General features: G+C 71.2%; 22 protein-coding genes. 15 read left to right on the top strand and 7 right to left on the bottom strand.

What is annotated here, in order from left to right:
• Positions 1–173 precede the first annotated feature (173 nt).
• From CP983_RS39915 to CP983_RS39890, 6 genes are read left to right on the top strand one after another with little or no spacing between them, the layout of a single operon-like run.
• Positions 174–1,298, top strand: coding sequence for a polyamine ABC transporter substrate-binding protein (locus CP983_RS39915; RefSeq protein ID WP_150505203.1), 1,125 nt, complete (start codon positions 174–176; stop codon positions 1,296–1,298).
• 3 nt (positions 1,299–1,301) lie between these two features.
• Positions 1,302–2,192 (top strand): ABC transporter permease, encoded by an 891-nt coding sequence (locus tag CP983_RS39910; RefSeq protein ID WP_107908922.1) that lies wholly within the window; start codon positions 1,302–1,304, stop codon positions 2,190–2,192.
• Positions 2,189–3,067 carry an ABC transporter permease gene (locus CP983_RS39905; RefSeq protein ID WP_150505201.1) on the top strand — a complete coding sequence of 293 codons (879 nt, stop codon included), beginning with the start codon at positions 2,189–2,191 and terminating at the stop codon, positions 3,065–3,067. Before CP983_RS39910 ends, CP983_RS39905 begins: the two co-directional genes overlap by 4 nt.
• Before the next feature lie 5 nt (positions 3,068–3,072).
• Entirely contained in the window at positions 3,073–4,143 is a 1,071-nt protein-coding gene (locus CP983_RS39900) for an ABC transporter ATP-binding protein (RefSeq protein ID WP_107908923.1), read from the top strand.
• Between the two features lie 28 nt (positions 4,144–4,171).
• Positions 4,172–5,491, top strand: coding sequence for a flavin monoamine oxidase family protein (locus tag CP983_RS39895; RefSeq protein ID WP_150505199.1), 1,320 nt, complete (start codon positions 4,172–4,174; stop codon positions 5,489–5,491).
• Positions 5,484–6,905, top strand: coding sequence for an aminobutyraldehyde dehydrogenase (locus tag CP983_RS39890; protein ID WP_229915085.1), 1,422 nt, complete (start codon positions 5,484–5,486; stop codon positions 6,903–6,905). Before CP983_RS39895 ends, CP983_RS39890 begins: the two co-directional genes overlap by 8 nt.
• Positions 6,906–6,944: 39 nt before the next feature.
• Here CP983_RS39890 and CP983_RS39885 read toward each other — a convergent pair whose 3' ends face one another.
• Together CP983_RS39885 and CP983_RS39880 are read right to left on the bottom strand one after the other, a co-directional pair.
• A complete protein-coding gene (locus tag CP983_RS39885; RefSeq protein WP_150505195.1) occupies positions 6,945–8,570 on the bottom strand; it encodes a sigma-70 family RNA polymerase sigma factor in 1,626 nt (541 codons plus the stop codon).
• Positions 8,571–8,792: 222 nt separating this feature from the next.
• On the bottom strand, positions 8,793–9,431 hold the full coding sequence (locus tag CP983_RS39880) for an HD domain-containing protein (RefSeq protein WP_150505193.1): 639 nt from the start codon (positions 9,429–9,431) through the stop codon (positions 8,793–8,795).
• A gap of 118 nt (positions 9,432–9,549) precedes the next feature.
• Between CP983_RS39880 and CP983_RS39875 the strand changes: the two genes are divergently transcribed.
• Positions 9,550–10,518 carry a GlxA family transcriptional regulator gene (locus CP983_RS39875; RefSeq protein ID WP_150505191.1) on the top strand — a complete coding sequence of 323 codons (969 nt, stop codon included), beginning with the start codon at positions 9,550–9,552 and terminating at the stop codon, positions 10,516–10,518.
• Positions 10,519–10,547: 29 nt separating this feature from the next.
• Here the strand turns inward: CP983_RS39875 and CP983_RS39870 are convergent, their stop codons facing one another.
• Positions 10,548–10,988, bottom strand: coding sequence for an Lrp/AsnC family transcriptional regulator (locus tag CP983_RS39870; RefSeq protein ID WP_150505189.1), 441 nt, complete (start codon positions 10,986–10,988; stop codon positions 10,548–10,550).
• An 80-nt stretch (positions 10,989–11,068) separates the two neighbouring features.
• On the opposite strand from CP983_RS39870, the gene CP983_RS39865 reads away from it, so the two are divergent.
• The 3 genes from CP983_RS39865 (at position 11,069) to CP983_RS39855 (ending at position 12,927) form a co-directional block, all read left to right on the top strand.
• Positions 11,069–11,770 (top strand): AzlC family ABC transporter permease, encoded by a 702-nt coding sequence (locus CP983_RS39865; RefSeq protein WP_229915086.1) that lies wholly within the window; start codon positions 11,069–11,071, stop codon positions 11,768–11,770.
• Entirely contained in the window at positions 11,763–12,089 is a 327-nt protein-coding gene (locus CP983_RS39860; protein ID WP_150505185.1) for a branched-chain amino acid transporter permease, read from the top strand. Before CP983_RS39865 ends, CP983_RS39860 begins: the two co-directional genes overlap by 8 nt.
• Positions 12,090–12,162: 73 nt before the next feature.
• Positions 12,163–12,927: a thioesterase family protein gene (locus CP983_RS39855; protein ID WP_229915094.1), complete on the top strand. Its 765-nt coding sequence runs from the start codon at positions 12,163–12,165 to the stop codon at positions 12,925–12,927.
• Between the two features lie 83 nt (positions 12,928–13,010).
• Here CP983_RS39855 and CP983_RS39850 read toward each other — a convergent pair whose 3' ends face one another.
• The 3 genes from CP983_RS39850 to CP983_RS39840 form a co-directional block, all read right to left on the bottom strand.
• Entirely contained in the window at positions 13,011–14,552 is a 1,542-nt protein-coding gene (locus CP983_RS39850; RefSeq protein WP_189749114.1) for a glycoside hydrolase family 30 protein, read from the bottom strand.
• Positions 14,553–14,738: 186 nt separating this feature from the next.
• The gene (locus CP983_RS39845) at positions 14,739–16,880 is read right to left on the bottom strand and encodes a glycoside hydrolase family 99 protein (RefSeq protein WP_373309907.1); all 2,142 of its coding nucleotides are present in this window, start codon (positions 16,878–16,880) and stop codon (positions 14,739–14,741) included.
• Between the two features lie 2 nt (positions 16,881–16,882).
• A complete protein-coding gene (locus tag CP983_RS39840) occupies positions 16,883–19,729 on the bottom strand; it encodes a carbohydrate-binding protein (RefSeq protein WP_150505181.1) in 2,847 nt (948 codons plus the stop codon).
• A gap of 481 nt (positions 19,730–20,210) precedes the next feature.
• Between CP983_RS39840 and CP983_RS39835 the strand changes: the two genes are divergently transcribed.
• From CP983_RS39835 to gdhA, 4 genes are all read left to right on the top strand, one after another.
• On the top strand, positions 20,211–20,597 hold the full coding sequence (locus CP983_RS39835) for an RNHCP domain-containing protein (protein WP_107911278.1): 387 nt from the start codon (positions 20,211–20,213) through the stop codon (positions 20,595–20,597).
• A 28-nt stretch (positions 20,598–20,625) separates the two neighbouring features.
• Positions 20,626–21,054: an RNHCP domain-containing protein gene (locus CP983_RS39830; RefSeq protein WP_125526924.1), complete on the top strand. Its 429-nt coding sequence runs from the start codon at positions 20,626–20,628 to the stop codon at positions 21,052–21,054.
• A 132-nt stretch (positions 21,055–21,186) separates the two neighbouring features.
• Complete coding sequence (locus CP983_RS39825; protein ID WP_150505179.1) at positions 21,187–22,398, top strand: FAD-dependent monooxygenase; 1,212 nt, start codon at positions 21,187–21,189, stop codon at positions 22,396–22,398.
• A 59-nt stretch (positions 22,399–22,457) separates the two neighbouring features.
• Positions 22,458–23,822, top strand: a complete 1,365-nt coding sequence (gdhA, locus tag CP983_RS39820; RefSeq protein WP_150505178.1) for an NADP-specific glutamate dehydrogenase — start codon at positions 22,458–22,460, stop codon at positions 23,820–23,822.
• An 89-nt stretch (positions 23,823–23,911) separates the two neighbouring features.
• Here the strand turns inward: gdhA and CP983_RS39815 are convergent, their stop codons facing one another.
• Positions 23,912–24,655, bottom strand: coding sequence for a DUF1775 domain-containing protein (locus CP983_RS39815; RefSeq protein WP_229915087.1), 744 nt, complete (start codon positions 24,653–24,655; stop codon positions 23,912–23,914).
• Positions 24,656–24,943: 288 nt separating this feature from the next.
• Here CP983_RS39815 and CP983_RS39810 point away from each other — a divergent pair, with 288 nt between their 5' ends.
• The gene (locus tag CP983_RS39810; protein WP_150505174.1) at positions 24,944–26,233 is read left to right on the top strand and encodes an ABC transporter substrate-binding protein; all 1,290 of its coding nucleotides are present in this window, start codon (positions 24,944–24,946) and stop codon (positions 26,231–26,233) included.
• The last annotated feature ends 4 nt before the right edge of the window (positions 26,234–26,237 follow it).

Genomic DNA, 26,237 nt, shown 5'->3' with positions numbered 1-26,237 from the left:
CCCGGCGCTCCGCCGTGCGCCTCCCGTCGGCCACGGCCTTATCCCGCGCCCTCTGAGCCACGCACGCACCCTCCCCAGACCGGTCTTCCCTTCGGAATCAGGGCCCGAAGCGAGCCGACCAGCCGGTCCCGCCCTGGAGTTGTGCCGTTCCTCGACGGAGAGGACGTTCCTCCATGTCCCCCGAGGTACCACCGCCGACCCGACGCGCCTTGCTGCGGGCGGGCGCCGGCGGCCTGCTGGCCGCAGCGGCCGGCGGCTGCGGGTTCATGCCCGCCAAGAAACCCGACGCCGACCGGCTCGCCCCGGTCGAAGCGCGCGTCGACGGCGATCTCGTCTACTTCAACTGGGCCGACTACGTCGACCCGGCCGTGTTCAAGGGCTTCGAGAAGGAATACGGCGTCAAGGTCATCCAGTCGAACTTCGACTCGATGGAAGGCATGGTCGCCAAGCTCAACGCGGGCAACCGCTACGACGTCATCTTTCCCTCGGCCAAGTGGGCCCAGCGGCTGGTCCGGGGCGGCCGGCTGCGCCGTATCGACCACTCCCGGCTCGCCAACACCCAGGCCATATTCGGGACGTACGACTACTTCGCGGACCCTTGGTACGACCCCGGTTCCGCGCACACCGTCCCCTTCACCGCCTACAAGACCGGCATCGGCTGGCGGCGCGACAAGATCGGTGAGCTCACCGACTCCTGGCGGGACCTGTGGAACGACCGGGCCAAGGGCAAGGTGTTCCTGCTGGACGACCGCGACGAGGTGCTCGGCATGGGCGCCCTCACGCTCGGCCTCGACGTCAGCACCGGCGACACCGGCGACCTCGATCGCATCACGTCCCTGCTGGGCACCCTGCGGCCGCGGCTGCGCGGCTTCTCCAGCGACAGCTACAACAACCTCCTCAACGGAAACGCGCTGATCCAGCAGGCGTGGAGCGGCGACATGGCCGCCATGCTCAACCAGGCCGAGGACCCCTCCGTGTTCGGGTTCCAGGCCCCGAACGAGGGCACGCCGATCAACTCCGACTGCTACGCCATCCCCTACAACGCCCCGCACCCCGGCACCGCGATGCTCTTCATCGACTACATGCTCCGGCCGGAGAACGTGAAGAAGAACATCGAGTACATCGGCTACCCGATGCCGGTCGCGGGCACCGAGAAGACCTATGCCGACCTGGTCGAGCCCTTCCCCGAGTGCCTGGTCACCCAGGACGACCTGAAGGCCGACGTGTTCTTCCGCAACGGCGGCCGCGCGGCGGAGGACGCCCGCGACACCGCCTGGACCCATGTGAAGGCGGGCTGAGACATGGCACTGCTCCGCCCCTCGCGCACCCGCCGCCGGGACACCTCCGGCAACCGGATGTGGCTCTGGTTCATGCTGCCGGGCACCCTGTGGATGACCGGCTTCCTGATCGCCTCGCTGATCCTCGTGGCCGTCCTCGCGGTCGGCACCACCGACGAGCTCGGCAACCCGCGCTTCGGCTTCGACCTGGCCGGCGTGCGCGCCCTCGCCGACCCCGCCTACACCGAGGTCCTGGCGCGCTCCCTCGGCTACGCCCTGCTGACCTGCGTGATCTGTCTGCTGATCGCCTACCCGGTGGCGTACACGATCGCCCTGTACGGCGGCCGGTACAAGCACGCGCTGATCGCCGCGATCGTGGTGCCGTTCTTCGCCAACTACCTGGTGCGGATGTACGGCTGGTCGGTGGTCCTCTCCGACGACGGTCCTGTACTGCGGGCCCTGCGCGCGGTAGGCCTGGCCGACTCGGGCACGAAGATCCTCAACAGCGGTTTCGGCGTGGTCGCGGGACTGGTCTACGGCTTCGTCGTCTTCATGATCATCCCGCTGTACGCGGCGCTGGAACGCCTCGACGTCTCCCTCATCGAGGCCGGCCGCGATCTGTACGGCGGCCCCATCCGCACCTTCTTCTTCGTCACCCTGCCGGCCACCCGGCAGGGCGCGGCGGCCGGACTCGTCCTGGTCTTCCTGCCCGCGATGGGTGACTTCGTCAGCGCACAGCTCATGGGAGGCCCGGACCAGATCATGATCGGCAACCTCATCCAGGACAAGTTCTTCCAGGGCCAGAACTGGCCGCTCGGCTCGGCGCTCACCATGCTGCTGATGCTGGTCCTGCTGATCGGGATGCTCGGCTACCTCCGGCGCACCCGCAAGGACGAGGCGGAGGCACTGCGATGACTCTGGTCAGCACCCCCTCCGCCACCGCCCCGGCCGCCACGTCCGCCCCGGTGCGAAAGCGCCGGCGCTCCCACCGCAGGCCCCGCGTCCTCATCGCGGTCACCGGACTGTTCTTCGCGCTGCTCTACCTGCCCATCGCGGTCGTGGCGCTGTTCTCCTTCAACTCCCAGAAGTCCCTCACCGTGTTCGACGGGTTCAGCCTTCGCTGGTACCGCGCCTTCGTCCACGACGACGTGCTCATCGCCTCCCTCGGCACCAGCCTGCGTATCTCCCTGGTGGCGATGGCCGGCTCGGTGCTCCTCGGGGTCGCGCTCGCCGTCGGCCTGGTCCGCTGCCGCACCCGGCTCGGTTCGCTGGCCGGGCTGGTCATGCTGGTGCCGCTGATCACGCCGGAGATCGTCACGGGCGTGGCGTCGATGCTGCTGTTCAAGGGCCTCGGCGTCCCCCTGTCCACCGGCACGGTGATGCTCGCCGAGATCACCTTCTCCATCTCCTACGTCACCGTCATCCTGCGCTCCCGGGTCGCCGCGCTGAACCCGGAGGTGGAGGAGGCCGCGATGGATCTCGGCGCCACGCGGTGGCAGGCGGTGCGGCTGGTGACCCTGCCGGCGCTGCTGCCCGCCGTGCTGGCCAGTGCCGTACTGATCTTCGCGCTGGTCTTCGACGACTTCGTCCTCGCCTACTTCACCACCGGCGTCGACCCCCAGCCCCTGTCGGTGCGGATCTACTCGGCGATCCGGTTCGGGGTGCAGCCCACCATCAACGCGGTCGGCACGCTCATGCTCGCGGGATCCATCGCCCTGATCGCCCTGGCCCTGTTCATCCCGCGCCTCTTCGGCCGCCGCGGCGGCCTCGACATCCTCTCCGGAGAGTGATCCCCATGGACGCGACCCCCGCCGTCCGGCTCGACGGTGTCTCCAAGCAGTACGCCGACTCCTACGCCGTGCACCGCCTGGACCTCGACATCGAGGCCGGTCACTTCTTCTCCCTGCTGGGCCCGTCCGGCTGCGGCAAGACCACGACCCTGCGCATGATCGGCGGCTTCAGCGACCCCAGCGAGGGTGCGGTGCTGCTGGCCGGCGAGGACGTGACCGACCTGCCGCCGAACAAGCGCAACGTCAACACCGTCTTCCAGAGCTACGCCCTGTTCGACCATCTGAGCGTCGCCGACAACGTCGGCTTCGGCCTCAAGCGCAGCGGCGTCGCCAAGGCCGAGATACGGCAGCGGGTCGGCGAGATGCTGGAGCTGGTCCAGCTCGCCGGCCTCGCCGACCGCAAGCCCCGCACCCTGTCCGGGGGCCAGCGTCAGCGCGTGGCCCTCGCCCGCGCGCTGGTCAACCGGCCCGCCGTGCTGCTCCTCGACGAGCCGCTCGCCGCCCTCGACCTGAAGCTGCGCCGGCAGATGCAGGTCGAGCTGAAGCAGATCCAGCGCGAGGTCGGCATCACCTTCGTCTTCGTCACGCACGACCAGGACGAGGCGCTGACGATGTCCGACCGGATCGCGGTGATGAACAAGGGGCGCATCGAGCAGTGCGGAACCCCGGAGGACATCTACGAGCACCCCGGCACCAGCTTCGTGGCCTCCTTCATGGGCACCTCCAACCTGATGACCGGCACCTACCGGGATGGTGAGGTGACCCTGGAGAAGGGCCCCGCGCTGGCTGTCGGCGCCCGTTCCGGCATCGCGGACGGCACCGCCGTGAGTGTGTCGGTGCGCCCCGAGAAGATCTGGCTGTCGGACTTCGAACCGGGCATGTCGAAGCTGAGCGGCGTGCTCCGCGAGACCGTCTACAGCGGCCCGACCACGACCTACCTCATCGAGCTCGCCCCGGGCGTGACGCTGTCGGTGCTGGAGCAGAACACGGCCCGGGCCCGCATGGAGGACCGCTGGAGCGGTGGCGAGACGGTGGAGTTCGGCTGGCGGCCCGAGCACTGCCTGGTCCTGGCCTGAGCGCCCCTGACACGAGAAAGCGAAACCCATGCATCACGACGTGATCGTGCTCGGCGCCGGTCTCGCCGGGCTCGCCGCCGCCCGGGACCTGGCCTCCGCCGGCACCGATGTGCTCGTTCTGGAGGCCCGGGACCGCGTCGGCGGCCGGGTCGAGCAGACCCGCACACCCGACGGCCGCACCGTCCAGCTGGGCGGTGAGGTCGTCGGCCACGGGCACACCGCCTATCTCCGGCTCGCCAGGGAACTGGGCCTGGCGTTGGTTCCCAGCTATGTCCAGGAGCCGGGCCGTATGACCCGCGCGACCCCGGAGGGACTCTCGGCCGGTGAACCTCCGCACTGGTTCGGCCCCGGTGACGCGGCCCTGCACTCGCGCCTGAGCAAGGAGTTCTCCGCCCTCGCCGCCGGCGTCGACCCGGACGACCCCTGGTCGCATCCGGACGCGGCCGCCCTGGACCGGCTCTCCGTGGCCGACTGGCTGCGTTCCCGGGAGGCCGGACCGGCCGTGGTCCGGCTGTGGGACATCGGCCAACTCGCCCTGGCAGGCGGCTCGTACGAGCGGATCTCCCTGCTCGCCGCGCTGCGCAAGAGCGCGGCGGTCCCCGGCTCGGGCACGGGTGACTACGACTACGAGGACTGGGAGGGCCTGCGGCTCGCGGAGGGCTCGGCGACGCTCGCCGAGGTCCTCGGCCGTGTGCTGGGCCCCCGTATCCGGCTCGGTTCGCCCGTCGCCGCGCTGGACGTCCGCCCCGGGCGCTGCACCGTGCGCCTGGTCTCCGGCGAGGTCCTGACCGCCGGTGCCGTGGTGAGCGCGCTGCCCGTCGGCCCGCTGCGGGACGTCGCCGTCAGCGGTGTGAGCGAGGAGCGGCTCGCCTCCCTGCACCGGCAACGCCACGCCACGGCCGCGAAGTTCGCAGCGGTGTACGACCGTCCCTTCTGGCGGGACGCCGGTCTGAACGGCCTGTCCGAGGCTGAGGGAGTACTCGGCAGCACCTGGCCGCAGAACGAGGGCGTCCTGTCGGCGCTGATCCCGCCCGAGCGGTACGGCGTCCTGCTCGGCACCCCGCCCCAGCTGCGCACCCCCGAGCTGCTCGCCGAGATGGCCGGCATGTTCGGCGACGAGGCGCTGCGGCCGACCGCCTGCCATCTGCGGCTGTGGGGCACCGACAGGTGGACGCAGGGCTATGTCACCCAGTGGCCGCCGGGCGAGGTCATGGCCGTCGGGCCGCTGCACGGCACCCATGAACCGCCGTTCTACGTCTGCGGCTCCGACCAGTGGGTCGCCGGATACATGGAGGGCGCCGTCCGCACCGGCCGCGGCGCCGCCGAGGAGGCGCTGCGCCGTGGCTGACACCGACCGTCCCAACCACATCGGCGGCAAGGAGGTGCCGGCCGCGTCCGGCGCCACCCTGCCGTTGATCGACCCGGCCACCGGGCTCTCCCACGGGACGGCCCCGCTGTCCGGTCCGGAGGATGTGGACGCGGCCTGCCGGGCCGCCGAAGAGGCCTTCGAGAGCTGGTCGGCGACGACTCCGGGGCAGCGGCAGACGGCGCTTCTGCGCATCGCCGACGCCCTGGAGCGGGAGTCCGCCGCGGTCGCGGACGCCGAGGTGGCCGACACGGGCAAACCGCGTGCCTTGTTCCTGGGCGACGAACTCCCCGCGATCGTGGACGTGTTGCGCTACTTCGCGGGAGCCGCCCGGAACCTGCCGGGCGCGGCGGCCGCCGAGTACACGCCGGGCCGTACCTCCGTGCTGCGGCGCGAGCCGGTCGGCGTCTGCGCCCAGATCACGCCGTGGAACTATCCGCTGATGATGGCCGTGTGGAAGATCGCGCCCGCGCTCGCCGCCGGCAACACGGTCGTCCTGAAGCCGTCCGACACCACGCCGTCGTCGGCCGTGCTGCTGGCCCGGCTGGCCGCCGAGCATCTGCCGCCCGGTGTGCTGAACGTGGTGTGCGGCGACCGCGACACCGGGCGTGCCCTGGTCGGGCACCGGCATGTCCGGCTGGTGGCCGTCACCGGAAGCATCCGGGCGGGGCAGGAGATCGCCGCCGCGGCGGCCGTCGACCTGAAGCGGCTGCACCTCGAACTCGGGGGCAACGCACCGGTGTTGATCCACGCGGACGCCGATCTCGACGACGCGGTCGAGCAGTTGTCGTCGCTGTCCTTCTACAACGCGGGTCAGGACTGTACGGCGGCGACCAGGATCCTGGTCGACCGCCGCGTGCACGACACCTTCCTGGACCGCTTCGCCGACCGTGCCGCCCGGCGGCTGCCGGGCGCCCCGGACGACGCGCGGGCCGACTTCGGTCCGCTCGCGATCGCCGCCCAACTCACTGCCGTACAGGGCCTGTTGGAGCGGCTTCCGGAGCACGCCGAGGTCGTCACGGGCGGCTCCGGACTGGACCGGCCCGGCTACTTCCACCGGGCCACGGTGGTCGCCGGGGTGCGGCAGGGGGACGAGATCGTGCAGGGCGAGGTGTTCGGGCCGGTCGTCACCGTCCAGCCGTTCGCCGACGAGGCGGAGGCCGTCCGGCTGGCCAACGACGTGCCCCAGGGGCTCGCCGCGAGCGTCTGGACCCGCGACCACGACCGTGCCATGCGTGCGACCCGTGCGCTGCGGACCGGCATCGTCTGGGTCAACACCCACGGCACGACGGTGTCGGAGATGCCGCACGGCGGCGTACGCCACTCCGGCTACGGCAGCGACCTCTCCCTGACCGGGCTGCTCGACTACACCCAGGTCAAGCACGTCATGCTGTGACGGGTGCCCGGCGCCGGGACGACGGGCACCCGGCGGGTCCTACAGCTTGGCGCCGAAGTTCTGCGTCCACCAAGGGCCGCCGGGCCCGTTGTGGATGCCGACGCCGATGTCCTTGAACGAGCAGTTGAGGATGTTGGCCTTGTGGCCGGGGCTGTTCATCCAGGACTCCATCACGGCAGCCGGGGTCTGCTGGCCCATCGCGATGTTCTCGCCGTAGGTGGACCAGCGGTAGCCGGCCGCCGTGATGCGCTGTCCGGGGTCCTCGCCGTCCGGGTTGGTGTGGTCGAAGAAGTCGCGGGCGGCCATGTCGTCGGAGTGGCCCTGCGCCGACTTGTTCAGCAGGGTGTCCTCCTCGACCGGGCCGCAGCCGGCGTTCGCCCGCTCCTTGTTCACCAGCGCGACGACCTGTCCGACGGTGTCCGTCGGGGCCGACTGCGGCTGGGGCGTGCTGGACGCGGTCCGCGTCGGCTTCGGGGTCGGGCGGGGAGTCGGCGTCGCCTTCTTGGTCGGTTTGGGCGATTTGGAGGGGGTCGCCTTCTTCGACGGCGAGGCGGACGGCGACGGGGATTTGGAGGGTGACGCCGAGGTCTCGACGGGGCCGGACTCCGAGAGCTCCGGGACGGGGGCGCCGGCGGAGGCCGCGGCCGTCGCCTCCTCGGCCCCGGTGCCGGGGTCCGAGTCGAAGTACCAGAATCCGCCGCCCGCCACACAGGCCGCGACGACGGCACCTCCGACGGCCCGGCGCCGGTTGCGACGACGGCGGCGGGCCTCGCCGCGGGAGACGGCCCGGCCGCGCGCGGCGCGATGCCCCGCTCCTGCGTGACCGCCGGAGGCGTTCACCGCGGAGGCCGAGCCGACCGGGGCCATGCCGCCGGAGGCGGACAGCACCCGGTCAAGGAGGGCGGGCGCCGCGGCGACCAACGCGAGGCCGGCCAGCAGCCCTTCGGCGGGCATCAGTCCGCTCCACAGACCGGAACAACGCACGCATCCCCGGGCATGCCGGGCTATTCGCTTGCGCCACAGCGCCGACGGCCGGCCGTCCCAGGACGCGAGCAGACCCTGCAGTTCCTCGCAGCGCGGACGCGCGTCCAGCGCCCGCACGACCACCCGGGCCGCCTCCAGTTGCGCCTTCATCCGCTGCACCCGGACGGCCGTGTGCTGCGGCGACAGCTCCAGCGCCTCGGCCACCTCGGCCCGGGTCAGCTGACCGGCGCACTCCAGCCACCACAGCGACAGCAGCCCGCGGTCGTCGGGCTCGAGCCAGCGGGCGGCGCGTGCCGTCTCCTGGCGCTGGCCGGACAACTGGAGCTGCACCATGGTCAGATCGACGAAGTCGGCGCCCGGATCCGCCAGCTCCTCGGCCTCCTCCACGCCGCCAGGGGCCGCCTGCCGATCGTGCCAGTGCGCCCGGACCTGGTTCATCGCGATCGCCACGAGCCAGGAGCGGAAACTCTCCGCGGTGCGCAGTCCACCGAGCGCGTCGAGGGCGCGCAGCATCGTCTCCTGCACCACGTCATCGACGTCGACCGAGCCGTTCAGAGCCCTCCCCACGACGTTGTAGACCAGCGGGAGGTATGCGCTGACCAGGGCGTCCTGAGCCTCCGGGTCGCCACTGCGGGCGGCCGTCACCAGTGCCGCGAGATCCCTCGTGGGCTCTGTACTCATCAAAAAACTTCCCTGTCCTCGACGCCGAACGATGCTGTCCGATACCTGGGAGATCGCTCGGTGAACCGCGGATAACAGTTCTTCGCACGGTTCTTCGGACGCTTGTTCCCCGAGAGCCTCACGAGGCCGGCGCGGCGGCGCAATGGAGAACGTCACATCCACAGGGACTTGGCACAGCGGAACGTAGGGATATGAGCCGAATGCCCTTTCCGCTCCCCCGAATTACTCGGGCCAGTCGGAGTTCTTGATGACCTCCACGAAGTCTCCGGGCACGAAGTCGGGTACGAAATGGGCCAGTACGTCCGCCTTGACGTTACCGAAGGTGGTTTCGGGACGGTCCTGGATGCCCTCGGTGAACGCGGCCAGGATCCGGTTCTTGAAGTCGGGGCGGGGGTGGGCCGCGACGACGGCGGCGCGCTGCTCGTCGGAGACGGCTTGGTAGCCGATGCCGAGGACGTCGAGTTCCACTCCGCGGGTGACCAGCGCGACCTCGGGTGCCATGTGGAGGGGGATCTCCGGGGTGGTGTGCAGGGCGACGGCCGTCCAGACCCGGTCGGCCGGCTCGCCGGTGACGCCGTGGGCGTGCAGGAAGCGGCGGGCCTCGTCGGCGCCGTCGATCTCGAACCGCTGGTCGGTGCGCCGGTAGCGCTCGGTCAGGCCGAGGTCGTGGAACATCGCGCCCACGTAGAGCAGTTCCGGGTCGAACGCGAGCCCCGCTTCCAGGCCGCGCAGCGACCCGAACAGAAAGACCCGCCGGGAGTGGTCGAACAGCAGGGGCGCCGCGACGTCCCGTACGAGTTCGGTGGCCTCCCTCGCCAGTGCGCTGTCCGGGATCCGTACGCCCGCGATGGTCTCGCCCATGATGACGCCTTCCTCTTCTCGCCCGACCGGTCCGCCCGGTCGGTGACCTCCTTCAATGTCGTCCGCCGGACTATCCTGGCGCCATGTCCTTCCTGACGTACGACCCACAGATCCGGACATGACCCATCGCGTGGCCCTCCTGGTCTTCGACGGGGTGACGCTGCTCGACGTCAGTGGCCCCCTGGAGGTGCTGCACCAGGCGGGGCGGCTCGGCCACCCCTACGCGCCGGTGCTCGCGTCCCCGTACGGCGGCGACGTCACGACCTCCTCGGGCGTGGCGCTGGCCAGGACCGTGGCCGCGGCCGACGTGGGGCCGGTCGACACGCTCGTGGTCGCCGGGGCCGACGCGCTCGCCGAGCGGCCTCCCGGCGAGGACCTGCTGACGGCGGCCGCCGTGCTCGCCGGGCGGGCGGAGCGGGTCGCGTCCGTGTGCAGCGGCGCCTTCGTGCTGGCCGAGCTGGGTCTGCTCGACGGCCGCAGGGCGACCACGCACTGGCGGCACACCAAGACGCTCGCCCGCCGGCATCCCCGGGTGCGGGTCGAGCCGGACGCGCTGCACGTGCGGGACGGCCGCTATCTCACCTCGGCCGGCATCAGCGCGGGCATCGATCTGACCCTCGCGCTGGTCGAGGACGACCACGGGGCGGACGTGGCCCGGGAGGCCGCCCGCGAACTGGTCGTCTTCATGCAACGTCCGGGCGGACAGTCGCAGTTCTCCACGGCCCTGGCGACCCCGCCGGCCCGCAGTGACCTGCTGGCCTCGCTCACCGCGTCCGTCCTCGCGGATCCGGGCGCCGACCACGGCCTGGCCGCGATGGCCGCGTCGGCGGCCGTCAGCACCCGGCACCTGGCCCGGCTGTTCCGCAACGAGCTCGACACGACGCCCGCCCGCTGGGTCGAGCGCGTCCGGCTCGACCGAGCGCAGCAGCTCCTGCTCGACGGGCACAGCGTCACCTCGGCGGCCCGGCACAGCGGGCTCGGCAGCGACGAGACCCTGCGCCGCGCCTTCGCCCGCCACCTGGGCACCACCCCGACCGAGTACCGCAGGCGCTTCGCCACCACGCGCCCACGGGATGCGGCGCCGTGAGCCCTACGGGGCAGGCCTGATCGTCAGCCCTACGGGGCACGCTTGATCGTCTTCATCGTGAAGTGGGAGGTGACGTTCTTGATCCGGGGGATCGTCATGACCCGCCCGCTGAGGAACGCCTCGTACGCGGGCAGGTCGGCGACGGCCACGCGCACGAAGTAGTCGGGGCTGCCGAACATCCGCCGCAGCTCCAGTACCTCCGCGGCCTCGGCCAGGGTCCGCTCGAAGTGCTCGACCGTCTCCGCGTCCTGCGATTCGAGGCCGAGGTCGATCAGGACCTCGAAGGAGCGGCCCACCGACCCGGGGTCGATCACGGCGCGGTAGCCGCTGATGACGCCGTCGGCCTCCAGCCGCTGGACCCGGCGCAGACACGGCCCGGTGGTCAGCCCGACCCGCTGGGCCAGCTCCACGTTGGTCAGCCGCCCGTCCCGCTCCAGCTCGGCAATGATTGCTTCGTCGATCGCGTCCACGCGAATATTATTGCTCCGCGAGCACCGATCCGGGCAATCTTCGCAACCACATGTCGCGGCTCCTGCGGGACGATGGAGCAGTGGAACGAACGGAACACATATCCCGGGGCGTACGCGACTCCTTCTCGGCCGGCCTCGGCATCTTCCCCCTCGGCATCGCCCTCGGCCTGCTGATCGTCCAGGCCGGACTGCCCTGGTGGCTCGCGCCCGCCCTCTCCCTCGCCGCGTTCGCCGGCTCCCTGGAGCTGCTGCTCGTGGGCATGCTGGCCACCGTCACCCCGCTCGCGGCGGTCGCGCTGACGGTCCTGGTGGTCAACTTCCGGCACGTGTTCTACGCGTTCTCCTTCCCGCTGCACCTGGTCCGGCACCCGGTGGCGAAGGCGTACGCCGTCTACGCGATGATCGACGAGGTGTACGCGGTCAACGCGGCGCTGCCCGAGCACGAGCGCTCTGCACCCCGGCTGCTGGCCATGCAGATCGCGTGCGAGGCGTACTGGGTGGGCGGCGGTCTGGTCGGTGTCGCGCTCGGCTCGGTCCTGCCCGCACCCGTCAAGGGCCTGGAGTTCGCGCTGTGCGCGCTGTTCACGGTGCTCACCCTGGACGCGTTCCGCTCCCGCAAGGAGCTGCCGTCCCTGCTGCTGGCGGGCGCGAGCGCCGCCGTCGCCCTCGTCCTCACCCCGGGCATGGCCATGTTCACGGCACTGCTGCTGTTCGTCGGCCTGCTTCTGGTCCGTCACGTAACCACCGCCCCCGACACCGCCCAGGAGGCCGCGCATGCCTAGCACCTCGTATCTCGTCGCCGTCCTGGCGATCGTCTTCGGCATCACGCTCGCCCTGCGCGCCGTGCCCTTCGCCGTGCTCGGGCGGCTGCGCGAGTCGGCCGTGGTGCGGCGGCTGGCGGTGTGGATGCCGGTGGGCATCCTCGCCGTCCTCGCGGTGACCGCGCTGCACGGCACGATCACGACCGATCCGCACGGAGCGGGGTACGCGCTGCTCGCCGTCGCGGTGACCGTCGGCGCCCATCTGGCCTTCGGCCGCCGCACCATCCTGAGCGTCGGGGCGGGCACGGCCGTCTATGTCGTCCTGCTCAACGCCCTCTGACCGAACCCGCGCACCGTCCGCCGAACACCCCTGGGAGAACCGTCCGTTGACCTCCGAAAGCTACTTCGAAGCCATGGGCGACCGCCGCTTCAAGCCGACATCGCACGCGAGCGGCGCCTGGCACCGCGACGAGCAGCACTTCAGTCCGCTCGGCGGGCTGGTCGTGCACGCCCTCGACCGCCACCGCGCCGCCGCCCCGGACGAAGGGCTGGTCCTCGCCCGGATCAGCTACGACATCCTCGGCCGGCTCGCGCTGGACGAGTGCGAGATCGAGGTGGAGACCGTCCGTCCCGGGCGGACCATCCAACTCCTCGAAGCGGTCGTACGGATCGCGGACCGTCCGGTGGTGCGGGCGCGCGCCTGGTATCTGGCCCGGCTCGACACCGCCGAGGTCGCGGGCGGCCCCGCCGAGCGCCTCACCCCGCCCGAGGCGCTCGCCCCGTGGCCGATGACCGAGGTCTGGTCCGGCGGCTACATCGCCTCCCTCGACGTGCGACCGGTGGCACCGCCCCGCCCCGGTCGCACCACCGCCTGGATCTCCACGCCCCTGGAGCTGGTGGCCGGCGTCCCCGTCAGCCCGCTCGCGTCGTACCTCGCACTCGTCGACACCGCCAACGGCATCGCCGTGCGGCAGCCGCCCGGCGCGTGGATGTTCCCCAACGTCGACCTGACCGTCCACCTGCACCGCCAACCGCACGGCACCTGGACCGGACTGGACACCACCGTCACCTTCGGCCCCACCGGCCAGGGCCTGACCAGCACGGTCCTGCACGACGTCGACGGTCCGGTCGGCCAGGCGCAGCAGATCCTCACGGTCCGCCCGCAACCCGGGACCTGACGCATCCAGCCCTGTCGATGTTGTGCACTTTGTTGACGGCAGTCACCCGAATGGAGTGAGCGGTCGGCGACGCCCCGGTGCCCTCAGCCCCGGGAGTCCTGCCCCTTCCAGCGGTACGTGGCGAAGGAGCCGGCCGGCACGGTCACCACGAACTTCTGGCCGCCGACGACCACCCGGACCCGGCTGTCGGAACCGGTGCTGTTGCCGAGGACGGCGACATAGCCGCCGTTGCGCGAGCGGTAGACCACATTGCCGACGCCGTTCTCCGTGGCGCTGGACTCCAGCCGCACGTCGCCGGGCGCGAGGTACTTCGCGAACTGCCCGAGCCCGTACAGCTCGTCGCGGACGGTGAAGTCCTTCGTGACCGTGTTCACCTTGACCAGCCGGTTCGGCCACTTGGTGGTGGCGCCGACCTGCTCCCAGTCGATGTCGTTGTCCCGGGCGGGCGTCCAGTGCAGGGTTCCGCCGTCCTGGTCCGTGGTCTGCGCCCACAGGACGTAGGAACTGGCGTCGAGGCGGAAGTCGTCGAGGACGGTCGAGGGCGCCAGGTCGCTGGTCTCCGTGACGTGGACCGGCTTCCCGGTCTCCTTGCGCGCGTCGCGCATCACGCCGGGGTCTCCCCAGTAGGGGTGGAAGGCGATGCCGTCCGCCGCCGTGCGGACCTGCGCGCCGGTCACCGTGCCGTCCGGGGCGTCCTCGAAGATGCGGTGGTAGTTCTTGGTGGCCGTGCTGTTGGGGTCGCGCCAGTCCCAGAAGTTGAAGTCGTGCACGTACAGCCGAGTGCCGAGCCGGGCGGCACGCAGCTCCCGCTTGATCGCCAGGGCGAGCCTCTGCTGCTGGGCGACACTGATGTCCATCGCCGGGTACACGACGTCCATGCCGGGTTCGTTCAGCAGGGTCAGCGCGTCGACGCGGATGCCGTGACGGGCGTACGCCTGGACGAACTTGACGTAGTAGCGCGCGAAGACGTCGATGCAGTCGTCGCGCAGCTTGCCGACCTGGTAGTGCTCGGTGGTGCTGCCGGGCTTGAGCGCGACCTCGCCGGTGAAGCGGTTGTTGGTCTTCATCCAGGCGGGCGCGCTCCAGGCCGACGCGAAGAACGTGGCCCTGGGGTTGTAGCGCTGGATGAGCTTGATCGTGTCGATGATGTGCAGGTCGATGTCCCGCCGGACGGAGAAGTGCTTCAGCGCGAAGTCCTCGGTGACACCGGCGGGGAGGTCGTCGAGCGACCAGAACGGCAGGTGCTCGATGAGGTCGGGGCTGCCGATCGTCAGCCGGAACCGGTCCAGGCCCGCACCGCGTTCGGGGTCGACCAGCAGCCGGACGGCCTTCTCCCGTTCGGCGGGCGTGAGTTTCCAGAGGTTGGACACGCTCGTCTCGTCCAGGGAGAAGCCGACGCCGGCGTACTTCTGCCGGGTGGCGGCGGGGTCGGCGACCACGGTGGCGTCGACGGGGCCGCCGGAGTCGTCGCCGACGCGGACGGTCGGCAGGGGCCGCCATGCCTGTGTGCCGCCGGTCGAGTAGGTACCGGTCACGGCCCGGCCGTGCGCTGCCTGGCCGGTGCCGACCAGTGCGGACAGGGTGGTGACGGCGACGGCCGCGAAGGTGGTGAGGGGACGTCTCACAGCTGCTCCTGACGTGGGGGACCAACAGCGTGGGATGGAGCGGGAGTTGAGATCCAAGCAACGTCCGCACACTTACGTCAAGACGTGAAGAAAGCAGGTCTCGCAGTTCGTCGGCAGCCGGTCGCCGACGAGCGCACGTGCCCGGCCGGACGGATCCGGCCGGGCGCATCCACGCGGCGCGAGGCGTCAGTCTCCCGACGCCGCCCGGAACCGGCCCACCCAGTACGCGGTGCGATCCAGGTAGGCAGTCTGTGCCGCCTCCCCCGTCTGCCCGTACGCGCCCTCGTAGGTCCGGTACCCCCGACCGGCGGGCGGTGTGGAGTCTGCGGGCTCGATGGAGCTTCCTTCGTGCCATTCGTTGAACGACGTGACCGACACCCAGGTCGGTGACCCGCCGATCGCCGGGTCCAGGGCGTTGGACCACTGCCGGTCGTAGGCCGCGCCGTTCGCCCGCTCCACGGTGGGCGTGGAGTTGCCCGGCACGGCCCGGTCGTCGATATAGCCCGGCGCGACGGACGGCGCCCAGATCAGGCCGTTCGCCCGCGCGTGGTCGCCGGCCTGCTTCCAGCCCGGCGCTGTGGCACCCGCGATGCCGTCGTAGGTGTACATGCCGGAGAAGTGCGCGATCTTCGTGGTGTCGGTGGTCTGCGCGAGCACGATGCTGGTGTCGGTGACCTCGTCGAGCGCCGTCCAGTCGGCGATGTCCAGGCTCTGGAACACGTAGAACGCGCTTCTGCCGCCGTGCTCCGCCGAGCGGTGGAAAGCGGGGTGGCTGCCGTAGGTGCTGTTGATGTACTCGATGTCGGCGACCGTCGAGGCGGCGGTGCGGCCCGCGTACGGCTCCAGATGCCAGGCCACCTCGATGCCCCGCTCACGCGCCGCGTCGAGCACGCGCGTCACCAGCCGGTCCTCGTAACTGCCCCGGCCCCACCAGCTGTAGACGATCACGCCGGCGCCGGACCGGGCGACCCACTCCATGTGCCGGGCGACGGCACCCGCCTCGCCCGAGTCGTACGGACCGAGGGCCGGATACAGGTCGGCGCCGATGTCGTCGGGCGGGGTGCGGCCGCCCTGCTGCCAGTGCCGCCAGCCGCCGTTGACCGCGGGACTGCCGTACCAGGAGTAGTAGAAGAGGTGTACGTCGTCGGAGAGGGCGCCGGCCGTGGGCGCGGCGCCGAGGCTGAAGGTGTCGACGTCGAACAGCGCTCCCCCGCCGCCGGTGAATCTCAGGAACAGCGGCCCGGAAGCGGAGCCCGTCAGGGTCGTCGTGACGGTCGTGAACGTCTCCCAGCCGCCGGTCACCGGCACGGTCAGGCTGCCGAGCAGGGTGCCGGTGGCCGAACCCGAGCGGATCTCGATGGTGCCGCCCGCTCCCGCCGAGGACACCTTCGCCGTGAACGTCCTGGCGCCCGCGGTGGAGACGGAGGCGTAGCCCGCCCAGTCGCCGTTGTCGATGTAGCCCAGCGTCTGTCCGCCGCTGGCCGGGGCGTGCCCGGCGACCTGCACGCCGGAGGCGGAGGTGTACGCCTCGGCCTCGACCTGGCCGTTGCCGGCCGGGGCGGAGCAGTCGGCCGCCGCCTGCCCGGCCGCGTAGCGCACGCCGCCGAGCAGCAGGGAGCGGAACGCCGGATCGGCGTAGGACTCGACGGTGTGGCCGAGCCCGGTGTAGAAGGAGCGGCCCTGCCCCTGGCGGTGGCACCAGGTGATGGGGTGGTCGGCGCCCATCGAGCCGCCGCTGTAGGTGCTTTCGTCCAGGGTCTGCAGGACGTGGACGCGAGGGCGGGGGTTGGCGCGGTAGTTGTACCACTCGTCGGTGCGGGTCCAGGTCGCGCCGAGGTGCGAGGTGGCCGGGTGGGTGCGGTCCTCGGTGCGGATCGTGGCCTGCTGGATCGCGGGGTGGCTCTGGAACCAGGCGCCGACCAGCTGTCCGTAGTACGGCCAGTCGTACTCGGTGTCGGCGGCCGCGTGCACGCCCAGGTAGCCGCCGCCGGAGTCGACGTAGGACTGGAGTGCGGTCTGCTGGGCGGCGTTGAGGACGTCGCCCGTGGTGTTGAGGAACACCACCGCCTCGTAGCCGGCGAGGTTCGCGGACGTGAAGGCGCCGGCGTCCTCGGTGGCGGTGACGGAGAAGTCGTTCTGCCCGCCGAGGGTGCGCAGGGCGTCGATGCCTGCGGGGATCGCGTCGTGCCGGAACCCGGCAGTCTTGGAGAACACGAGGACCTCGAAGGAGGCCGCGTGCGCGGTCCCGGCCGGGGTGAGCAGGGCGCCCAGCACGGCCAGGGCCAGGGCGGTCGTGCCGCGGCGCAGTCGCCGCATCAGGGTGGTCATGGTCATCGCCCCTTTCGTGTCGAGGAGGCGAGCGTGAAGGTGTCGACGTCGAAGAGGCTGCCGGTGCCTCCGGTGAAGGTGAGGAACAGCGGGCCCGTTCCGGCGCCGTTGAGCGTCGCGGTGACGGTGGTGAAGGTGTCCCAGCCGCCGGTCACCGGCACGGTCACCGACCCGAGCAGTGGCCCGGTCTGCGAGCCGGAGCGGAACTGGAGCGTGCCGCCGGCGCCCGCGGAGGAGACCCGCACGGAGGCGGAGGTCGCGCCGGCGGTGGAGACGGAGGCGTAGCCCGCCCAGTCGCCGTTGTCGATGTAGCCCAGCGTCAGCCCGCCGCTCGCGGAGCCGTGCGCCGCGGACTGGACGCCCGCGGCGGAGCTGTACGACTCCGCCTCCCACGGCGTGGTCGTGGTGGAGCCGGAGCCCAGGGTGAAGGCGTCGACGTCGAAGAGGTTGCCCTGCCCGGTCGGGCCGCGGAACACCAGGAACAGCTCGGTGGTGCCGGCGGGCGCGCCGGAGAGGTTGGCGGTGACGTCGGTGAAGGTGTCCCAGCCGCCGGTCACCGGCACGGTCGCGGTGCCGAGCAGCGTGCCCGTGGCGGAACCGGCCCGCACCTGGAGGGTGCCGCCCGCTCCGCCGGAGGCCACCCGGGCGGTGAGCTTCGTGGCGCCCGCGAGGACGTACGGCTTGAACGAGATCCAGTCGCCGTCGTCGGTGAAGCCGACCGTCCTGCCGCCCTCGGCGGTGGCGTGGTCGGCGATCTGGATGCCGGACTGGGCGCCGAAGTGCTCGCCCTGCCGGTGGCGGGGTTGCAGGGTGCGCACGGAGTGCGTGGTCAGGCCGCCGGCGTCGGTGTACTCGGCGTCGAAGACTCCGTAGAGGTTGGCGGCGCTGTCGTGTTCGCCGTCGGCGGGCACGGTGAGGTTGCCCTCGCAGCCGTTGGTGGAGGTGATGGCGTGGGTGTGGCTGTCATGGCCGAGGAGATAGGTGACCTTGACCTTGGAGCAGTCGACGGTGCCGTCCTCCGGATCACTGACCTGCACCTTGAACGGCACGGTGTCGCCGAAGGCGAACGGCTGCCCGTCCTGCGGCTGTTGGAGGGTCACGGTCGGCGCGGTGTTGCCCGCGGTGACCACCAGGCTCGCGGTGCCGGTCAGCCCCTGCGGGTCGCGGACCGTGAGGGTGGGGCGATAGGTGCCGGCGGTCGTGTACGTGTGGCTGGGGTTGGCCTGCGTGGAGGTCGTGCCGTCGCCGAAGTTCCAGGAGTACGTCAGCGCGCCGCCCTCGGGGTCGGAGCTGCCCTGGGAGGAGAACCGCACGGCGAGCGGCAGCGCTCCGGAGGTGCGGTCGGCGGACGCCTGGGCGACGGGGTTGCGGTTGCTGCCCGCGATGTACTCGATGCGGTACAGGGCCTGGTTGTTGCTGCCGGTGCCGTAGTCCAGGACGTACAGCGCCCCGTCGGGGCCGAAGTCGGTGTCCATCACCTGGGTGCCGCTCCAGGGAACGTCCTCGATCGTGCCGTAGGAGCCGTCGCTCCTGACCTCGACGGCCTTGATCCAGCGGCGTCCGTACTCGGCGGCGAAGTAGCGGCCGTCGAGGGACTGCGGGAACTTCACCGTGGACGTCGAGCCGGCGTCGTACCGGTAGACCTCGCCGCCCATCGGCGACTCGGAGCCGCCGCCGAACTCGGGCGGTGAGCCGTCCAGACCGTACTTGATCCAACTCGGCTTCGCGGGCGGCAGCTTGGCCTGCCCGGTGTTGCGGAAGGAGTTGTTCGCGGGGCCGCCGGCGCAGTCGTACTTCGCTGCGGAGGGGCCGCTGGGGAAGGTGTACTCGTTGTACGTCTCGCCGGTGGTGTTGGTGCCGGTGCAGTACGGCCAGCCGTAGTTGCCGGGCGCGGTGATGCGGTCGAACTCGACCTGGCCGCCCGGTCCGCGGTTCGCGTCGGTGCCGCCCGCGTCGGGGCCGTAGTCGCCGAGGTAGACCGTGCCGGTGGGACGGTCGACGGACATCCGGAACGGGTTGCGGAAGCCCATCGCGTAGATCTCGGGCCGGGTGCCCGCGGTGCCCGGTGCGAAGAGATTGCCCGAGGGGACGGTGTAGCCGCCGGCCGCGGTCGGCTTGATCCGCAGCACCTTGCCGCGCAGGTCGTTGGTGTTGCCGGAGCTGCGCTGGGCGTCGAACTGCGGGTTGCGGTCGGTGCGTTCGTCTATCGGCGCGTAGCCGGAGGAGTCGAACGGGTTGGTGTCGTCGCCGGTGGTCAGATACAGGTTCCCGGCCGCGTCGAAGTCCATGTCGCCGCCGACGTGGCAGCACTGACCGCGGTCGTTGGGCACCTCCAGGACGACCTTCTCGCTCGCCGGGTCCAGGGTGCCGTCGCCGCGCAGCGTGAACCGGGACAGGTTCAGGTGTCCCTTCCAGCGCTCGAAGTCGGCGGCGGTGCCGGTGACGGGCGCGTCGCCGGCCGGGGTGTTCAGCTTCGGGGAGTAGTAGACGTAGACGTACCGGTTGGCGGTGAAGGAGGGGTCGACGGCGATGCCCTGGAGGCCTTCCTCGTCGTGGGTGTAGACGTCCAGCTTGCCGGCCTGTCTGGTGTTGCCCGCGGCGTCGGTGAGGCGGATCGTGCCGTCGCGGGCGGTGTGCAGGACCGAGCGGTCGGGCAGCACGGCCAAGGACATCGGTTCGCCCAACTCGGCCGCGCCGGTGGCGAGTTGGACCTGCTGGTAGTCGGCGGACGGAAGGGCGGCCGGAGCCGCGGAGGCCGGGGCGGCCGAGGGGCCCGCCGTGACGGCGGCGGACAGGAGGAGCGCAAGCGCGGTGAGCGTTCTCAGCCCCGCGCGAGGGCGCCGAAGCATGGGGGGTTGTCCTTCCTGACGATGCGGGTGTCAGGCAAGGCGCGCGCCGGCCGCGCTTGCCGGGGTGTGTCCGTGCGGGGCACGGCGAAGGAGCCGCCGAGCCCTGTGACATGCGATGCGCAGTGCGGATAAATTACGCCTTGAACAAAGGGAATTGCAGGCATCCGCAGATGTCTTGCATGCTGCGGGGCGCCGCCAAATTTGTCAAGGGCCTGTCAAAATTACCCGGTGGGGCCCGGGATGAATCACCGGTGGGGCCCGGATAAACCAGTGGACGCCGCCCCGAAGCTGCGTGCAGGCTTGAGCGAGACCACTTCACTCGCTTTGCACCAACTCGCCATGGAAAAGGTGTTTATGACCCGGCCCGCGCCGAGCGCGCCTCGCCGCACCGCGTAAACCGTCCCTGACCTGTTCAGGGCGTCCCGAGGCCGCTCGGCCTGCTCTTGCTGTCCTCGCACATCTCCCAGCAAGGAGCACCCGGGTGTCCAGCGACAACCTCGCTCACCAGCACAACCCCCTCAACAACGTCCTCGGCACCAACACCTTCACCTGTGTGTGGTGCGGGCTGACCGTGTCGGCCCTGGCCCCTGACGGCAGCCGGCGCAACCACTGCCCGTCCTGCCTGCACTCGCGGCACGTCATCGACCAGGTCGACGGCGGCCGGTCCGAGTGCGACGCGCGGATGAACCCCATCGCCATCGCGGTGCTGCGCACCGGTGACTGGATGCTCGTCCACCGCTGCGTCCGCTGCGGCGAGCTCACCTCCAACCCGGTGTGCACGGACGACAACCAGCTCGTCCTGATGCGCATGGCCGTGCGGCCGCTGGCGCAACCTCCCTTCCCTCTCGAAGCGTTCGGCTCCCTCTGAACGCCCGCCACGGAAAGGAGAACCAGCCATGCCACGCCGCACCCGGACGGGCGGCCGCAACCCGCGGCACCGTCCACAGCGCACCAAGGACGTCCTGCACGGCAACGGCGGCCACCGGGCCAATGACTTCCGGTGCGTGGGCTGCCGGCTCGACGTGTCCCTCGTCGCGCCCGGCACCGCGCACCGCAACCATTGCCCGAACTGCCTGGTCAGCCTGCACGTCGACCGACGTGTCCCCGGCGACCGCGCCGCGGACTGCCATGGCCGTATGGAGGCACTGAGCCTCACCGTACGGCCGGACGGCGAATGGATGCTCATCCACCAGTGCCGGACCTGCGCCGGACTCAGCGCCAACCGCATCGCCGGCGACGACAACGCGCTCGCCCTGATGCGTCTGGCGCTCAGACCGCTGCGGGACGGCAGGGCCGCCGGCCGGGCACTGCTCACGGTGCTTTGACGCCTCGCCTTTGAAATCCGTCACCAGGGGCCCGGTCGGCGTGAAGCGTCGGCCGGGCCTCTCCCTCAGAGCGACCGGGCAGGCTCATGGTGTGACCAGGACGCTCATTCCCTCGCAGCGCAGGAGTGGCTCATGCCCGACGTGGCTCACGGACCGCGGATCGTCATCGTCGGGGGCGGCATCGGCGGGCTGACCGCCGCCGCCTTCCTGCACCGCGCGGGGCTGTCGGCGACCGTGTACGAGCAGGCACCCGCCCTCACCGAGGTCGGCGCCGGAATCCTCGTGGCCCCCAATGCCGTACGCCTGCTGCGTCGCCTCGGTGTCATGGAACGGCTGCTCCGGCGGGCCGTGCCGCTGGAGTGGGCCTGGGAGTTCCGCCGGTGGGCGGACGGGCGCGTGCTGTCCGTGGAGCGGCTGGGCGGGGTGTGCGAGCGGCTCTACGGCGAGCGGACGTACACCGTCCACCGGGCGGACCTGCTCGACACGGTCAGGTCGGCGGTGCCCGACGGGTGGGTCCGGCTGGGCCGGCGCTGTACCGCCGTCGAGGCCGGGCCCGGCGGTGCGGTGCTGCGGTTCGCCGACGGGAGCGTGGTCGCGGCCGATGTCGTCATCGGCGCCGACGGTGTGCACTCCGTCGTCCGCGGCGCGGTGGCCGAACCGGCGCCGGCCCGGTACTCCGGCCTCTGCGCGTTCCGCACCGTCGTGCCCGCCCACGCGGCACCCGACTTCGCCCTGCGCCCGGCCCAGACCCTCTGGCTCGGGCCCGGCCGGCACTTCGTGCACTATCCGATCGCCGGCGGTGACGCGGTCAACGTCGTCGCGGTCGCCCCTGCCGGGGACTTCACCGACGAGTCGTGGAGCGCGACGGCCACCGTCGAGGAACTCCGTGCCGAGTTCGCCGGCTGGGACCCCCGGGTGACCGACCTCGTCACCGCGGGCGGCGCCCCCGGACGCTGGGCGCTGCTGGACCGGGAGCCGCTGCCGCGGTGGAGCCGGGGCGGGATCACCCTCCTCGGCGACGCCGCGCATCCGATGTTCCCCTTCTTCGCCCAGGGCGCGGCGCAGTCGATCGAGGACGCCGCCGTACTGGCCCACTGCCTGGCGACGTCCGCCGACAGCCCTGAACAGGCCCTTCGGCGCTACGAAGCCGTACGCATCGAGCGCACCACCCGGCTCCGGCGGGTCAGTCACGCCCGCGGCGACATCAACCATCTGCCCGACGGCCCCGAGCAGCGCAGCCGTGACGCGGCCCTCGCCGACTCGGACCCGCTGCTGCGCAACGGCTGGATCTACGGTCACGACGCCGAGTACGCGATCAGCGGTGGCCCCGCGGCCGCCCGCTGAGTACCGGCCCCGCGATCTCCCGTACATTCGCGTGCACCGTCGTACAAGGAGGTACGTCCATGACGATCCAGCACACGCCGCCCGCGGACCTGCGCCTGACCGCCGAGGTCTACGCGGCCGTCCAGGCCAGGGACCCCGCACAGTCCGAGTTCCACCAGGCCGCGCGCGAGGTGCTGGAATCGCTGGAGCCGGTGCTCGCCCGCCACCCCGGGTACGCCGGGCACCACATCCTGGAGCGGCTGTGCGAGCCGGAGCGGCAGCTGCTCTTCCGTGTGCCGTGGGTCGACGACGCCGGCAAGGTCAGGGTCAACCGGGGCTTTCGCGTGGAGTTCAACTCCGCGCTCGGGCCCTTCAAGGGCGGGCTGCGCTTCCACCCGTCGGTGAACCTCGGCATCGTGAAGTTCCTCGGCTTCGAGCAGATCTTCAAGAACGCTTTGACCGGGCTGCCCATCGGCGGCGGCAAGGGCGGCGCCGACTTCGACCCCAAGGGCCGCTCGGACGGCGAGATCATGCGGTTCTGCCAGTCCTTCATGACGGAGCTGCACCGTCACCTCGGCGAGCACACGGACGTCCCGGCCGGTGACATCGGCGTCGGCACGCGCGAGATCGGCTATCTCTTCGGCCAGTACAAGCGCATCACCAACCGCTACGAGTCCGGTGTCCTCACCGGCAAGGGCCTCGGCTGGGGCGGTTCCCACGTACGGACCGAGGCGACCGGATACGGCACCGTCTACTTCGTCTCCGAGATGCTCGCCGAACGCGGCCAGGACCTCGACGGCCGGCGGATCGTCATATCCGGCTCCGGCAACGTCGCCATGTACGCCGCCCAGAAGGCGCACCAGCTCGGCGCGAAGGTCGTCGCGATGTCGGACTCCGGCGGCTATGTGGTCGACGAGGCGGGCATCGACGTCGAACTGGTCAAGGAGATCAAGGAGGTCCGGCGCGGCCGGATCAAGGAGTACGCGCAGACGGTGAGCCGGGCCCGCTATGTCGAGGGCGGTTCCGTCTGGGACGTGCCGTGCTCGGTCGCGCTGCCCTGCGCCACCCAGAACGAACTCGACGAGAGCGCGGCGCGGTCCCTGCTGGCATCGGGGGTGGTGGCCGTGGCCGAGGGCGCCAACATGCCCACCACACCGCAGGCCGTACGGCTGTTCCAGGACGCGGGCGTCGCCTTCGGCCCGGGCAAGGCGGCCAACGCCGGCGGTGTCGCCACCTCGGCGCTGGAGATGCGGCAGAACGCCGGCCGCGACTCGTGGACCTTCGAGGACACCGACCGGCGGCTCGCGGCCATCATGGCCGGCATCCACACCACCTGCCGCGCGACCGCGGAGGAGTACGGCGCGCCGGGCAACTATGTCGTCGGCGCCAACATCGCGGGCTTCGTCAGGGTGGCCGACACCATGCTCGACCTGGGGGTCATCTGAGGTGACGCCGGGCGTGTCGCGGATCGTCCGTCGGCGACACGCCCGGGCCAGGGACGTCCGTCAGCGACACGCCCGGACCGAAGGCATCGTCAGGCGGCGCCGCCGCGCCGCTTCCGCAGCCACCAGGCGCCGCCGCCGAGCAGCACCACGGCTGCCGCGATGCCGACGGGCACGGCGACGGACATGCCGTCGTCGTCCTTCGTGTCGTCCGCCGCGGGCTTCCCGGAGGAGCCCTGGGCGGCGGGCTCGTCCGAGGCCGCGGCCGACGACGGGGCGGCGGTCGTCGGTTCCTCCGTGGGAGTCGGGCTCACCGACTCGGCGCCGGGCGCGGCCGCCTTCAGCGCCAGCCGGGGCGCGGGGTGACCGTGGCCGTGGCCGTCCCCCTCGGACTCCTCCTCCAGCTCGATCCAGCGGTCGACCTTGCCGTCGCTGTAGGTCTGGAGGGTCTTGAAGACCACCTCCTTCGCGTCCGGCAACTGCCGTACGGTCAGCACGTACTCGACGTCCTCCCCGACGGCCAGCTTCGGCCCGGCCACCGTGTAGCCCCGGGCGGTGGGGGTGAACTTCCAGCCCTTGGGGCCCTCTTCGTAGGTGAGGTCCTGCGGGACGATCCCCTCGGGCAGGATCACCTCCAGCTTGCTGATCCCGGCCGTGCCCGACTCCGACTCGGCGGCGAAGGTCAGCTCGACGTTCTGGTCGAGGGCCCGCGCGCCCTCGGCCTCCACCTCCGCATGGGCCGCCGCCGGCCCCGCGGTGGCGACGGCCAGCGCGAGGGCGACCGAGGTGAGCACGCCGGTGCGGCGCAGACTGCGGATCAGAGTGGAGCGGGACACGTACGACTCCCTTGTGCCGACGACGTGATGACTGCGGACGAGCGCGGGCAGAGCCGCCTCTCCACAGAAGTCGGCCGCGGACCCCGGTGAGTTCCCGGCGTCACCCGGGAAATCTCCGGACGGGTCAGGCACTTGGGGCGTGCACGGGTCGTGCAAGTTGAAACTCATACGAAACAAGGGCTTGTAGCGAGATTTTACGAGGGTTATTTTAACCGTCACTCGAAGCCGGGCCCGGGCTGCCGAGAGCTGATCCCTGCGCGTTCGCGCACTTCAACGAGGGGTAGTGCCATGCCAGTTGACAGGCTTCAGGTGTCCCGCCGCGGCTTCCTCGGTCTCGGGGTCGCGGCCGGTGTCGTGACCCTCACCGCTTGCGGCTCCTCCAGCGGCGGTTCCGCCGCCGGTCCGCTCGTGATGACGGTGTGGGGCGGTGACACCGACCGCAAGGCGTACCAGGCCCGCATCGACCTGCTGGTGAAGAAGTACCCGGAGCTGAAGGTCAAGCTCCAGCTCATCCCGAGCGACTCGTACCCGCAGAAGGTCCAGACGATGATCGCCGGCGGCAACGGGCCGGACATCATGCAGGTGGCCGAGAGCGTCAACACGTACGCCGGCAAGAACCAGTTGCTGCCCCTGGACGACCTGGCCGGGAAGGCGGGGCTCGACGCCGGGCAGCGCTTCGGTTCGGTCGGGTCCATCTACTCGTACGAGGACGAGCTGTACGCGATCCCGGACCGCTCCGGCGCGATGATCGTCTACTACAACAAGGAGCTGTTCGAGAAGAAGGGCATCAAGGCTCCCAGCGCCGAGTGGACCTGGGACGACGCGCTCGCCGCGTTCAAGGAGCTGACCGTCCCGGGCCGGCAGTGGGGCTACGGCGGTGCCGGCTGGTGGCCGCAGTGGTGGAGCTTCGTGTACCAGAACGGCGGCGCCATCATCGACGCCGACGGCAGGCCCGCGGTGGACAGCGACGAGGCGATCGAGGCCCTCCAGTGGGCCGGCGACCTGGTCTTCAAGCACAAGGTCGTGCCCAGCGCGAAGGACTACGCCGACATGGGCGCCGACATCGGCGGCGACCAGGCGTTCGCCAACCAGAAGGTCGCCGTCAACGCCACCGGGTTCTGGGCGATCGCGGGTCTGACGGAGACGAAGTTCGCCTGGGACATCGCACCGCTGTGGCGCGGCAAGAAGCAGGCGGTGTCGGCGTTCGGCAGCGGCCTGGCCGTCTCACGCACCTCCAAGCAGGCCGACAACGCGTTCAAGGCGATCGACTTCCTCACCTCGCCCGAGGCGCAGCAGGTGATCATCTCGTCCGGTGAGGACGTACCGGCCAACCTGGAGGTGCAGAAGAGCGACGCGTTCCTCAAGCCCGCGTGGATGAAGACCCAGGTGGACATGGGGGTGTTCGCCGAGTCGAGCGAGTTCGTCTTCCGGGCCCCGTTCATACCCGAGTGGAACGAGATGCAGGCGGCCATCGAGAGCGGGCTCGCCGACTTCTGGCTCGGCAAGGAGCGCAGCGCCAAGAAGGCGCTCACCGCGCTCCAGAAGAACCTGGAGTCCCTCATCAAGTCCGCGGGATGACGGG

The sequence above is a fragment of the Streptomyces chartreusis genome (assembly GCF_008704715.1).
Classification (GTDB): domain Bacteria; phylum Actinomycetota; class Actinomycetes; order Streptomycetales; family Streptomycetaceae; genus Streptomyces; species Streptomyces chartreusis.
Note: the sequence above shows the minus strand (reverse complement) of the source record. Positions and strands in the feature narration are given on the sequence as shown.